General features: G+C 73.3%; 15 protein-coding genes. 8 read left to right on the forward strand and 7 right to left on the reverse strand.

What is annotated here, in order from left to right; translation table 11 throughout:
- Positions 1-159: 159 nt before the first annotated feature.
- Positions 160-1,185 (reverse strand): LacI family DNA-binding transcriptional regulator, encoded by a 1,026-nt coding sequence (locus AC2CHG_RS26025; protein WP_355508845.1) that lies wholly within the window; start codon positions 1,183-1,185, stop codon positions 160-162.
- A 199-nt stretch (positions 1,186-1,384) separates the two neighbouring features.
- On the opposite strand from AC2CHG_RS26025, the gene AC2CHG_RS26030 reads away from it, so the two are divergent.
- From AC2CHG_RS26030 to AC2CHG_RS26040, 3 genes are read left to right on the forward strand one after another with little or no spacing between them, the layout of a single operon-like run.
- Complete coding sequence (locus AC2CHG_RS26030; RefSeq protein WP_484525774.1) at positions 1,385-2,350, forward strand: acetylxylan esterase; 966 nt, start codon at positions 1,385-1,387, stop codon at positions 2,348-2,350.
- Positions 2,351-2,398: 48 nt separating this feature from the next.
- Positions 2,399-3,223, forward strand: a complete 825-nt coding sequence (locus AC2CHG_RS26035) for a M15 family metallopeptidase (RefSeq protein WP_484525775.1) — start codon at positions 2,399-2,401, stop codon at positions 3,221-3,223.
- Positions 3,224-3,267: 44 nt separating this feature from the next.
- Positions 3,268-3,774, forward strand: a complete 507-nt coding sequence (locus AC2CHG_RS26040) for a DinB family protein (protein ID WP_484525776.1) — start codon at positions 3,268-3,270, stop codon at positions 3,772-3,774.
- A 26-nt stretch (positions 3,775-3,800) separates the two neighbouring features.
- Here AC2CHG_RS26040 and AC2CHG_RS26045 read toward each other — a convergent pair whose 3' ends face one another.
- On the reverse strand, positions 3,801-4,574 hold the full coding sequence (locus AC2CHG_RS26045; protein WP_484525777.1) for an alpha/beta hydrolase: 774 nt from the start codon (positions 4,572-4,574) through the stop codon (positions 3,801-3,803).
- Positions 4,575-4,721: 147 nt separating this feature from the next.
- Between AC2CHG_RS26045 and AC2CHG_RS26050 the strand changes: the two genes are divergently transcribed.
- Complete coding sequence (locus AC2CHG_RS26050) at positions 4,722-5,114, forward strand: hypothetical protein (RefSeq protein ID WP_013286540.1); 393 nt, start codon at positions 4,722-4,724, stop codon at positions 5,112-5,114.
- 389 nt (positions 5,115-5,503) lie between these two features.
- Positions 5,504-6,703, forward strand: coding sequence for an RtcB family protein (locus AC2CHG_RS26055; RefSeq protein ID WP_484525782.1), 1,200 nt, complete (start codon positions 5,504-5,506; stop codon positions 6,701-6,703).
- Positions 6,704-6,735: 32 nt separating this feature from the next.
- Here the strand turns inward: AC2CHG_RS26055 and AC2CHG_RS26060 are convergent, their stop codons facing one another.
- The 5 genes from AC2CHG_RS26060 to AC2CHG_RS26080 all read right to left on the reverse strand — a co-directional run bounded on the left by AC2CHG_RS26060 (position 6,736) and on the right by AC2CHG_RS26080 (position 8,943).
- Positions 6,736-6,900, reverse strand: coding sequence for a hypothetical protein (locus tag AC2CHG_RS26060; RefSeq protein ID WP_262011650.1), 165 nt, complete (start codon positions 6,898-6,900; stop codon positions 6,736-6,738).
- Positions 6,897-7,115 carry a helix-turn-helix domain-containing protein gene (locus AC2CHG_RS26065; RefSeq protein WP_030499989.1) on the reverse strand — a complete coding sequence of 73 codons (219 nt, stop codon included), beginning with the start codon at positions 7,113-7,115 and terminating at the stop codon, positions 6,897-6,899. The genes AC2CHG_RS26060 and AC2CHG_RS26065 overlap by 4 nt, the downstream gene beginning before the upstream one ends.
- The gene (locus tag AC2CHG_RS26070) at positions 7,115-7,594 is read right to left on the reverse strand and encodes a DUF2975 domain-containing protein (RefSeq protein WP_484525778.1); all 480 of its coding nucleotides are present in this window, start codon (positions 7,592-7,594) and stop codon (positions 7,115-7,117) included. Before AC2CHG_RS26070 ends, AC2CHG_RS26065 begins: the two co-directional genes overlap by 1 nt.
- Positions 7,595-7,625: 31 nt before the next feature.
- A complete protein-coding gene (locus tag AC2CHG_RS26075; protein ID WP_484525779.1) occupies positions 7,626-8,267 on the reverse strand; it encodes a dihydrofolate reductase family protein in 642 nt (213 codons plus the stop codon).
- An 82-nt stretch (positions 8,268-8,349) separates the two neighbouring features.
- Positions 8,350-8,943: an HD domain-containing protein gene (locus AC2CHG_RS26080; RefSeq protein ID WP_366623903.1), complete on the reverse strand. Its 594-nt coding sequence runs from the start codon at positions 8,941-8,943 to the stop codon at positions 8,350-8,352.
- 139 nt (positions 8,944-9,082) lie between these two features.
- Between AC2CHG_RS26080 and AC2CHG_RS26085 the strand changes: the two genes are divergently transcribed.
- The 3 genes from AC2CHG_RS26085 to AC2CHG_RS26095 all read left to right on the forward strand — a co-directional run.
- On the forward strand, positions 9,083-10,060 hold the full coding sequence (locus AC2CHG_RS26085; RefSeq protein ID WP_484525780.1) for a TolB family protein: 978 nt from the start codon (positions 9,083-9,085) through the stop codon (positions 10,058-10,060).
- Entirely contained in the window at positions 10,057-10,989 is a 933-nt protein-coding gene (locus tag AC2CHG_RS26090; protein WP_357211191.1) for a TolB family protein, read from the forward strand. Before AC2CHG_RS26085 ends, AC2CHG_RS26090 begins: the two co-directional genes overlap by 4 nt.
- 140 nt (positions 10,990-11,129) lie before the next feature.
- Positions 11,130-11,827, forward strand: a 698-nt coding sequence (locus AC2CHG_RS26095) for a methyltransferase domain-containing protein (RefSeq protein ID WP_484525781.1), incomplete at its 3' end; no start/stop codon positions are given.

Genomic DNA, 11,827 nt, shown 5'->3' on the forward strand with positions numbered 1-11,827 from the left:
GGCGCGGGCGTGACGGTGGCGGTGGGCGCGGTGCTGACGGCCGGGGGAGCGCTGCTGCTGGCCCGGCGGCGCCGCAACGCCGCCGTGGTGGCCATGTCGACCGGGTCGGCGCTGCGGGAGCCGGAAATTCCGGAACAGGAGTGAAAGCAGGGGCCCGGATCAGCGGGCGGCGGGTCCTGCGGTGCTGTCCCGCACCACCAGTTCGGTGGCCAGTTCGACCCGGGGCGAGTCGATCTCCTCGCCCTGGGCCAGCCGCAGCACGGTACGTGCGGCGAGCCGGCCCATCTCGACCAGCGGCTGGCGCACAGTGGTCAGCGGCGGGGAGGCCCAGCGCGCCTCGGGCAGGTCGTCGAAGCCGACCACGCTCACGTCGTCGCAGACCCGCAGCCCGCGGCGGCGTATCGCCTCGTACACGCCGAAGGCCATCTGGTCGCTGGCGGCGAAGATGGCGGTCGGCGGGTCGTCCAGGTCGAGCAGCGCGCCACCGGCGGTGAACCCGGAGGCGTGGTAGAAGTCGCCGGGCTGCACCAGCCGGTCGTCGGCGGCCACCCCGGCGGCGGCCAGCGCGGCCCGGTAGCCGTCCAGCCGGGCCCGGCTGCACAGCAGGTGCGGCGGGCCGGCCACGAACCCGATCCGGCGGTGGCCGAGCTTGAGCAGGTGCTCGGTGGCGGCCAGTCCGCCGGTCCAGTTGGTGGCGCCGATCGCCGGCACGTCGGTGGCGGCCACGCCGGCGGCCGGGTCGACCACCACCACCGGCACGTTGAGGCGCCGCAGCTGCGCCTGCACGGCCGGGCTCAGGTGCGAGGTCACCACGATCACGCCGTCGGACGCGCGGGCGCGCAGGTTGTGCAGCCACTGCCGGGTGGAACTGGACTCGCGGTGGATCGCCGAGACGACGGTGCCCACCCCGGCGGCGTGGCTGACGTCCTCCACGCCGCGGATGATCTCCACGGCCCACGGGCTGTCCAGGTCGTTGAAGACCAGGTCGACCAGGTCCGCCCGGCGCACGGTACGGCTGCCGCGGCGCCGGTAACCGTGGTGACGCAGGAGTTCCTCGACGCGCTCCCGGGTGTCCGGTGCGACGTCGGAACGCCCGTTCAGTACGCGCGACACGGTCGGGACCGAGACGCCGGCCTCCCGTGCGATCGCGGTGATGGTCACCCTGCGCTCGTCGTCCGCGCTCACCCGTGTTCCCTTCGCCGGCTGCCGGAACCGACCGGTAGACCGTCCCGCCCCACGCACATCTTGCCGTACGGCGAGGGCTTGACGACAGGCCGGACCGGCCCTAGCGTTCGCACGAGTTGCGGAAACGTTCCGGAAATGCGCCAGTCATCTTCCGGCGGCTCGCCGTCCACCCCCGACGAACGACGAGGAAAACCGAGGCGTGTTCACCGACCTGACCGAGGCCGAACTCCGCACCTACCGCAGCGACCTGCACGAGCCTCCGGACTTCGACGCGTTCTGGGCTGACACTCTGGCACAGGCGCGCTCGTGCGGCGACCCGGTGTCCGCGACCCCGCTGCCCACGCCGCTGACCGGTGTCGACGTCTTCGACGTGACCTTCCCCGGCTTCGCCGGCCAGCCGATCCGCGCCTGGCTGCGGGTGCCGCGCGGCGCGACGGAGCCGTTGCCCACGATCGTGCAGTACGTCGGGTACGGCGGCGGCCGCGGCCACGCCCTGGAGAACCTGCTCTGGTCCGCGGCCGGTTTCGCCCACCTCCAGATGGACACGCGCGGTCAGGGCTCGGGGTGGAGCCGGGGCGACACACCGGACGTCGCCGCCGCCGGACCGCAGGCGCCGGGCATGGCCACCCGGGGCATCGAGGACCCGAACCGGTACTACTACCGGCGCTTCCTCACCGACGCGGTCCGCGCCGTGGACGCCGCGTGCGAGCTGCCGGGCGTCGACCCGGACCGGATCGCCGTACTCGGTCACAGTCAGGGCGGCGCCGCCGCGCTCGCGGCCGCAGCGCTGGCCCCGCGGGTCCGCGCGGCGGTCGCGCACGTGCCGTTCCTCTGCGACATCCCGCGCGCCGTCACGATCACCGACGCCACGCCGTACCGGGAGATCCGCGACTACCTCGCGGTGCACCGCGACCGCGAGGAGCAGGCGCTGCGCACGCTCGGCTACGTCGACGGCGTCGCGTTCGCCCGCCGCGCCACCGTGCCGGCCCGGTTCTCCGTCGCGCTGATGGACGAGATCACGCCGCCGTCCACCGTCTACGCCGCCTACCACGACTACCGGGGCGACAAGGACCTGACGGTGTGGCGGTTCAACGGCCACGAGGCGGGCGCCATCGACGACGACGCCGCCGCTGTCGACTTCCTGCGTACCGTGCTGGGCGGCTGACCACCGGTTCCGCCGATGCCGGCCCGCCCGGGCTGGTAGACACGGCGGATGGGCACCGGCAAGCGCGCGACGGCGGTCCTGGCCGTCGCGGCCGCGCTGCTCGCCACCGCCTGCCAGCGGCCCGCGCCGTCGCCGTCGCCGTCCGCGCCGCCGTCACCCACCTCGACCGGCCCGCGTGCCCCGGCGGACATCGTGGACCTCACCACCGTCGACCCCACAGTCCGCACCGACATCCGGTACGCGGGACCGCACAACTTCGTCGGCCGTCCCATCGACGGGTACGCCGAGCCGCGCTGCCTGCTCACCCGCCCGGCGGCGCAGGCGCTGCACCGGGTGCAGACCGCCGCGCTCGCCGGTGGGCACAGCCTCAAGGTGTACGACTGCTACCGCCCGCAGCGCGCCGCCGACGACTTCGTCGCCTGGGCGAAACTCCCCGGCGAGCAGCGGATGAAGGGCGAGTTCTATCCCGGCGTACCCAAGGACCGGCTGTTCGCCGACGGCTACATCGGCGCGCCCACCGCGCACAGCCGGGGCAGCACCGTCGACCTGACGCTGGTCCCGGTCTCCGGGCCGCCACAGCCCGCGTACACGCCCGGCCAGGCGCTCGTGCCCTGCACCGACCCGGCCGGGCGCCGCTTCGCCGACGACTCGATCGACATGGGCACCGGGTTCGACTGCTTCGACCCGCGCGCCCACACCGCCGACGCGCGGATCAGCGACACCGCCCGGAACAACAGGGACCTGCTGCGCCGGCTGATGTCCGCGCAGGGCTTCGAGAACTATCCGCTGGAGTGGTGGCACTACCGGTACGTCGACGAGCCGTACCCGGACACCTGGTTCGACTTCCCGGTGGCCGGTTCGTCACTGCGGTGACGCGGTCGTCCCACCAAGATCGATCGCGGCTAGGCTCGACGCTCATGGAGACCGAACGGATCGGCCCGCCGCTGCTCGCCGGCGAGCGGGAGTCGCTGCGCGCCTTCCTCGACTTCCACCGGGCCACGCTGGCCCTCAAGTGCGAGGGCCTGACCGACGAGCAGTTGCGCCGGGCGGCGTCGCCGCCGTCCACGCTGTCCCTGCTCGGCCTGGTCCGGCACATGGCCGAGGTGGAGCGCACCTGGTTCCGCCGGGTCATCGCCGCCGAGGACGTGCCGCTGGTGTGGTCGGACAGCGGCGACTTCCAGCAGGCGTACGACGCCCACGACGCCGACGTGGCGGAGGCGTTCGAGGCGTGGCGGCGCGAGATCGAGCACGCCCGGCGCATCGAACGGGAGGCCGAGTCGCTCGACGTGACAGGTCACCAGGCCCGCTGGGGCGAGGACGTCTCGCTGCGCCTGGTCATGCTGCACATGCTGCACGAGTACGCCCGCCACAACGGGCACGCCGACCTCATCCGCGAGGCGATCGACGGCACCGTGGGCGTCTGAGCCCGCTCGGCGCCCGCGCACACCGGTCAGCGCGTGCGCAGCGGCAGCCAGGCCAGCACGTCGGAGATCCGCGCGTCCCAGTACGCCCAGTCGTGGTCACCCGGACCGAAGTCGACGGTGACCGGGACGTCGCGCCGCCGGGCCACGTCCAGGAACCGCAGGCTGTCCTCGTACAGGAAGTCCTCGGTGCCGCAGGCGACGTAGAGCGCCGGCCGGTCGTCGCCGGAGCGCTCCAGCAGCCCCACCGTGTCGTCGTCGGCGGGCACCGGGCCGTCACCCCAGACGGTGCGCCACACCGCCGGGTCGACCGGATGCGTCGCATGGTGGCGGCGGTGCGTCACGTCCAGCGCGCCGGACAGGCTCGCCGCCGCCGCGAACCGGGCCGGGTGGCGCAGCGCCCACTTCACCGCACCGTAGCCGCCCATCGACAGACCCGCGACGAACGTGTCTTCCCGCCGGTCGGACAGCCGGAAGAACGACCGGCACACCTCGGGCAGCTCCTCGCTGAGGAACGTCCAGTACCGGTTGCCGTGCGCCTCGTCGCAGTAGAAGCTCCGCTGCACCTGCGGCATCACCACGGCCAGGCCCAGCGGCGCCACGTACCGCTCGATCGCGGTACGCCGGGTCCACACCGTGTCGTCGTCGGTCAGGCCGTGCAACAGGTAGAGCACCGGGGGGTCGCCGTCGGCGGCCGCGCCCGGCACGCCGATCCCGGCCGCGCCGCGATCGGGCAGCAGCACCGTCATCGACGTGCCCATGCCCAACGCCTCGGAGAAGAAGTCACACCGGATCAGCGCCATGAGGCGGCAGCGTACCTCGGAGGGGTTCGATGAGGGCGTTCCTATTGCCCCGGGACGGTCGCACGGGAAAAGATGGCCGTGCGTGCCGGAAACACACCCGTAACCTGCGCGCTGCTGGTCTCTGTCACGAGGAAGTGGGAGTCAGTCATGAGCGACGTGTCGGCCGCACTGGGTGTGCGCCTCTACCCGGATCTGGTCGAGCCCGGCGGTCTCGCCCCCGCGCTCGTGGCGACCGCCGCCGCGCACCAGCTCGACGTCGGCGAGGTGACCGCCCCCGAGCAGGGGCGCAGCCGGTTCACCTGCGCCGAGATGACCTCCGCCCGGGGCGTGGTCTGCGTCAGCCTCGGCTCCCAGGCCCGCTACTTCATGATCGACCTGCGGGTGGACGGCGACGTCCAGGCCCGGGGCGACGCCACCGACCTGCTCCAGGTCGCGCAGGTCGCGGCCGCCTGGCGGGCCGGCATCACGCTCGCCGAGCTGACCGCGCGCTACCCGTTCATGGAGGAGATGCGCCGCCACCCGGTGGCACACGCCGGCTAGCAGCCGGCCGCCGGGCGCGCCCGGCACTCCTGGAGTCGCGAGGCGGGGTGCGTCGTCCGTCGCCCCCGCTGTCGCCACTGCGCCCGAAGAGATATCGCGTTGCCGCTCGTGCGGGGCGGCCGTACGGTGAGCGGGCAACGTCGATCCGATCCACCAGCGAGCCTGCCGTGTCGCAGCAGAACCGCACCCGCGCCGAGCGGCAAGCGCCGCGCGCCGGCGTCCTGCTGCCCGAACCGGGCACGGGCCGGCGACGGCAGTGGCAACCCGGGTGGTGGCGCGTATAGCGCCGGCGCGACGATCCGCGCGAACCGCCCGCCCCGACACCGGAGCCGGGCGGTTCTCCGTGTCCGGGGCACCTATCTCAGACGGACATGAGCGAGGAGACGACGATGGGTTTCACCCCGCTGGCCGGTACCCGGGCACCGGTCCGGGTCTGGACCGACCCGTACGCGATCGAGGCGCAGGCGGCCCGGCAGCTGCGCAACATCGGCGCGCTGCCGTGGGTGCAGGGCGTCGCGGTGATGCCGGACGTGCACTTCGGCAAGGGCGCCACGGTCGGCTCGGTGATCGCGATGCGGCAGGCCGTGTCGCCGGCCGCGGTCGGCGTGGACATCGGCTGCGGCATGTCCGCGGTACGGACCTCGCTGACCGCCGCCGACCTGCCCGACGATCTCGCGCCGCTGCGGTCGGCGATCGAGGCGGCGATCCCGGTCGGCTTCGCGATGCGCGACGACGCGGTCGATCCGCGCCGGATCCGGGGCCTGGAGCAGGCGGGCTGGGACGACTTCTGGCGGCGGTTCGGCACGCTGGACCGGAAGGTCGCCCAGCTCGAGACGCGGGCGCAGCGGCAGCTCGGCACGCTCGGCGGCGGCAACCACTTCATCGAGGTCTGCCTGGAGCAGGGCGGCCCGGACGACGGCCGGGTCTGGCTGATGCTGCACTCCGGTTCCCGCAACATCGGCAAGGAACTCGCCGAGCGGCACATGGCGGTGGCGCGTGGCCTGCCGCACAACACCGACCTGCCGGACCGGGACCTCGCGGTGTTCCTCGCCGGCACGCCCGAGATGGACGCGTACCGGCGGGACCTGTGGTGGGCGCAGGAGTACGCCCGCCGCAACCGGGCGGTCATGCTCGCACTGCTGAGCCAGGTGGTCCGGGAGGCGTTCCCGCACGTCGGCTACGACGAGCCGATCTCCTGCCACCACAACTACGTGGCGGAGGAGAGCTACGACGGGGTGGACGTGCTGGTGACCCGCAAGGGCGCGATCCGGGCCGGCAAGGGGGACCTGGGCATCATCCCGGGCTCGATGGGCACCGGCTCGTACATCGTGCGCGGCAAGGGCAACCTGGACGCGTACTGCTCGGCGTCGCACGGCGCCGGGCGGCGGATGTCGCGGGGGCAGGCGAAGCGGACGTACAGCACCGCGGACCTGGCCGCGCAGACCGCCGGGGTGGAGTGCCGCAAGGACGCCGGTGTGGTCGACGAGATCCCCGGCGCGTACAAGGACATCACCGAGGTGATGGCCCAGCAGGACGACCTGGTCGAGGTGGTCGCCCACCTCAAGCAGGTCGTCTGCGTGAAGGGCTGAGAGGTGGGGCCGGCGTCGAGGGGGCGCCGGCCCTACCGGGTACGCCGGGCGACGCGTACGCCGATGGCGACCGCGCCGATGACGAGCAGCGCGGACAGGAGCTGCAGGCCGGGGGAGTCGTCGGCCTCGCCGTACACGAAGCCGGCGACGCCGAGCACGACGGCGAGCAGGGCGACGGCGGCGGCCAGGTGTCTCATCGCTCCTCCTCGTCGGGGACCCATTCGAGCAGGTCGCCGGGCTGGCAGTCGAGCACCCGGCACATGGCCTCCAGGGTGCTGAACCGGACGGCCTTGGCGCGGCCGTTCTTGAGTACGGCGACGTTGGCCGGGGTGAGCCCGACACGCTCGGCGAACTCGCCGACGCTCATCTTGCGCTTGGCCAGCTCCACGTCGATGCGCACGACGATCGGCATCAGATCACCGCTTCCATGTCGGTGCGCAGCGTGGTGGCCTGGCGCAGCAGCGCGCGCAGCACGATCATCAGCAGCCCCAGCACGCTGACGCCGGTGACCAGCAGGAACAGCAGCAGCGGCAGGCCCGGATCGTCGGCGTTGAAGCCGACGTAGCCGAACACGCCGACGAGCACCACCCAGGCGGCGGCGACCGCCCAGACGATCCCGTCGACCCAGCCCAGGGACGCCTCGGTGAAGATGCGGTCGCGTTTGACCAGGGTGAGCAGGTGCCAGGTGCAGACGATCACCACCTGCACGCACAGCACCCAGAAGATCGTCACCGCGGTGGCGGGCCACCGCAGGTACGCCATGTCCGGGTTCTCGCGCGCCATGTGCGCGAACTGCCCGGGCAGCGACATGGTCTGGAACAGCACCAGGATCGCGAACAGCAGGACCAGGAAGGCGCGGAGTGGTGTCACCGCGCGTTGCGCCGTAAGCATGCATCGACTATCGCGCGGAAGCTATCGAAAGTCAATCGGTATCGCTCGCGCGGCGGCTGACGGCGTAGCGGACGTGGACGGCGTACCGCGAGTGGTGCACCGCACGGATCTTCAGGTCGACGTCGCGGTCGAAGCCCTCGAACAGCCGCTTCCCGGCACCGAGGATCACCGGCGCGGTGGACAGGCCCAGCTCGTCGACCACGCCCGCCGCGAGCGCCTGCCGGATCACGTCGGCGCCCCCGCCGATGACCACCGCGCCGTCACCGGCCGTGCGCCGGGCCGCCGCCAGCGCCGCGTCGAACCCGTCGACCATGAGGAAACCGGCGTCCGGGTCGGGCTGGTCGGCGGTGCGGTGGGTGAGCACGACCAGGGGCGCCTCGAACGGGTTGCGGCCGCCCCAGGCGCCGGCGGCGTCGTACATGCCCCGGCCGCACAGCGCGGCGCCGACGCCCGCCAGCAGCTCGTCGAAGTACGCGCGGTCCGCACCGGTCATGCCGGTGCCGGGTTCGCGTGGCGTGTCGTACGTCCACGGCCCACCCATCACCCAGTGGTGCAGCCGCTCGCCGCCGACACCGAGCCCCTGGCCGGCGTGGTCGTCCGGACCGGTGACGTAGCCGTCCAGGGACACGGTGACGAACGCCCGCACCCGGCCCCGCGCTTCGCTTGTGCTCATGCTTCCTCCCGGAGATCGGAGAACACCGACCCAGGGCAGACCACCGGCCGGCGCCGGACTCATCGCCGCCGTCGGTCCGGCGTCAGCCGTACACCGGATGTTCGGCCTGGAACGCCAGCCGGCGGTCCGCGCCGGCGGCCAGCTCGGCGAGCACGTCGTCGAGGTCCAGGAACGTCTGCCAGCGCTCCTGGCCGGTGATGCCGGCGAGCCGGTCGACCACGAGCTGCTCCAGATCGGTGACCCGGCGGCCCTTCCACACCTTGTCGGCGAGGCTGACCATCAGGTCCTCCAGCTGCACGCCGGGGGAGTGCCAGGCGGCGTGGGTGACGGCGAAACGGGCCCGCTCCTCCGGTACGCCGAAGCGCAGCAGCAACTGGTAGCCCGCCTCCTCGTGCGCCGACCCCGGGCCGGTCAGCTCGGCCGGATGCTCGACCTTGCCGAGGTCGTGCACGGCGGCGCCGAACAGCACCGCCTGCCTGTCGAACGGCACCGCGGCGAACCGGTCGGCGAACGCGGCGGTCAGGTGCCAGGCGACATCGTGCACCAGCCGCAGGTGCGCGCCGAGGCGCGGCGGGGCGGCGAGGGCGGCCAGCAGCTCGACCGCCACGCCCGGGAGCGGGAGCAGCGGCGGGTCGCCCGCTTCGGTGAGGGCGCGGTGCAGCGCGTCGGAGGTCATCGGGGCGAGCGTACCGGTCCCCGGTGGGCTCACCGGCGGTGATGGACGAGCAGCCGAACGTGAAGCGACCGCTCGTCCGATTCCGGTGCGTCGATCCACTCGGGAGGGTGGGGGCCACGTCTCTCACGGGGGTTGTCGAATGACCGCACTGAATCGTCGTGCCCTGCTGCGTACCGCCGCGCTGACCGGGCTCGCCGCCGCGACCGGGGTGGCCGCCGCGCCCCACGCCGCGTCCGCCGCACCGGCCGCCGCCGACGTGGTGAACGGGTCGTGGCTGGTCAGCGTCGGCTGGGGTGTGCTCCAGGTCGACCCGGGCCGCACCACGCCGCGGGAGCTGCTGCCCAACGGGGACCACGCGAAGTCCTCGCCGGACGGCCGGTACGTGGCCTGGGTCAACACGGCCCGCTCGGGCGACGGCACGCTGGAGCCGTTCGTGGCGGTGTACGACCGGGTCACCGGCCAGAAGCGCACGCTGCTCGCCGACCCGTTCGGTGTCCGCTACGGCGCGCCGACGTGGTCGCCGGACGGCACCGAGATCGCGCTCGTCACCGGGCAGGACAACGACCGGCTGATCGCCGTGGACGTGGCGACCGGCGCCACCCGCGTGCTGGTCGAGGGGCACTCCATGACCGACCCGGACTGGTCCCGGGACGGCTCGATGATCGTCCTGCGGTGGCGCAGCCGTTCGCAGGGCTGGCAACTGCGGGTGCTGGAACTCGCGACCGGCACGGTGCGGCCCGTCTACACGCCGGTGGCGGGCGAGACGTTCATCTCGCCGGTCTTCATGCCCGACTCCGGGCGCGTCGTCTTCTGCACCAACCGCTGGCACCTGGACCGCGAGGTCTACAACCAGTCGCTCGCGTCGGTGCGCATCGGCGGCACCGGGCTGAAGAAGCTCACCGACGAGCCCCGGTTCTACCTGTCGCCGGTGTTCTCCCCGGACGGCCGCTACTGCGCCGCGCTGTCGATCCCGCCGGAGAACGAGTACCCGGACGGCGGCAACATCATCGTGTCCACCAGTGGCTTCGGCGACCAGTGGTGGATCCCCGGCGACGAGTACGACGACAGCACCCGGCTGGACTGGGCCGCGGCGATCCCCACGGAGGTGACGGCATGACCACGATGAACCGTCGTACGTTGTTGCGCGCCGCCGCGCTCACCGGCGCCGCCACCGCGACCGGGCTGGTCGGCGGACCGGCCGCCTCGGCCGCCGCGGGCGTCAACGGGCCGTGGATCGTCACCGGCAGCCCCGGCGTGCTGCAGATCAATCCGGGTCGCACCACCCCGCAGGCGCTGCTGCCCCGGGGCGCCGACGCGGCCGCCTCGCCGGACGGGCGTTACCTGGCCGTGATCGGCCAGAAGCCCGGTCCCGCCTTCGACCTCACTCTCGACCTGTACGACCGGGTCACCGGGGAGAGCCGCACGCTGATCACCGACCCGTTCGGCGTCCACTACGGGTGGCCGACCTGGTCGCCGGACGGCACCGAGGTGGCCCTGGTGATCGGCGGTTCCCGCCTGGTAGCGGTTGACGTGGCCACCGGCGCCCGCCGGGTCCTCGTCGAGGGGCACCACATGGCGCGTCCGAACTGGTCGCGGGACGGCTCGATGATCGTGACGGAGTGGTTCAGCCGGTCCAACGGTGGGCAGTTGCGTGTGCTGGAGCTGGCCACCGGGAAGGCGCGACTGGTCTATCAGCGCGTACCGGGCGAGTTCGCGGATCACGCGGTCTTCACGCCCGACTCCCAGCGGATCGTGTTCAGCACCAATCGGTGGTACCTGGACCAGGAACGCCACAACCTGTCGCTGGCGTCGGTGCGGCTCGGCGGCACCGGGCTGAAGATGCTCACCGACGAACCGCGGTTCATCATCTCGCCGGTGTTCTCCCCGGACGGCCGCTACTGCGCCGCGCTGTCCGTCCCGGACAGCAACCCGGACGCCGACGGCGGCAACATCATCGTCTTCACCAGTGGCTTCGGCGAGCCGTGGTGGATCCCCGGCGACGAGTACGACGACAGCATGCGGCTCGACTGGGCACCGGCCGTCTGACGTACCCGATCGACGCGGCGGCCGGACCACCGGCCGCCGCGTCGGCGTACCCCGGGCGGATGTACACCCTGGAAGGCGGAAGCGGTGCGAGGCTTGGAGCGGACGCCGCCGACGGGGCCGGCGTCCGCTGTGGAGGGGTGATGGCCGAGCCGCCGACCGGGACGTCGTCGCACCGCGCGCAGGCGCACGGCAGGCACGCCAACCACCGCCGCTACCACGACGGCGCCGAGGTCGACGGGTACGTCGACGACCCGTACCACCGGGTGCGCCGCGCGGTCGCGGCCCGGCTGATGGCCGAGGGGGTGACCGGCCGCGGACCGGTGCTGGAACTGGGCTGCGGGCCGCGCGGCATGCTCGACCCGGCCGCGCTGCCCGGCCCGGTGGTGCTCGCCGACACGGCCGAGACGGCGCTGCGCACCGCCCGCGCGGCGGCCTGCGGACGGGCGCTGCCGGTCTGCCTGGACGCCACCCGTGGGCTGCCGTTCCGGGCGGGCAGCTTCGCCGGGCTGCTCGCCGGGGAGCTGATCGAGCACGTGTACGACCCGCTGGCGCTGCTGCGGGAGTGCCACCGGGTGCTGGCGCCGGACGGCCTGCTGGTGCTCACCACCCCGAACCTCGCGCCGGTGCAGGACCGGCTGGCGTTCCTCGCCGGGCGGGCGCCACGTCAGGTCGACCCGCTGCACCCGTACCTGTGGCTGCACATCCGCCCGTTCACCGCCTCGCTGCTGCGCCGCACGCTGCGCCGGGCCGGGTTCACGCCGGTCGCGCTGCGCTCCAACGAGGTCGGCTGGCGGCTGCCGGGCGGCCGGTGGGTGGCCTCGCGCCGGCTGGCCCGCGC

It is taken from the genome of Micromonospora sp. ATLC20 (genome assembly GCF_057196585.1).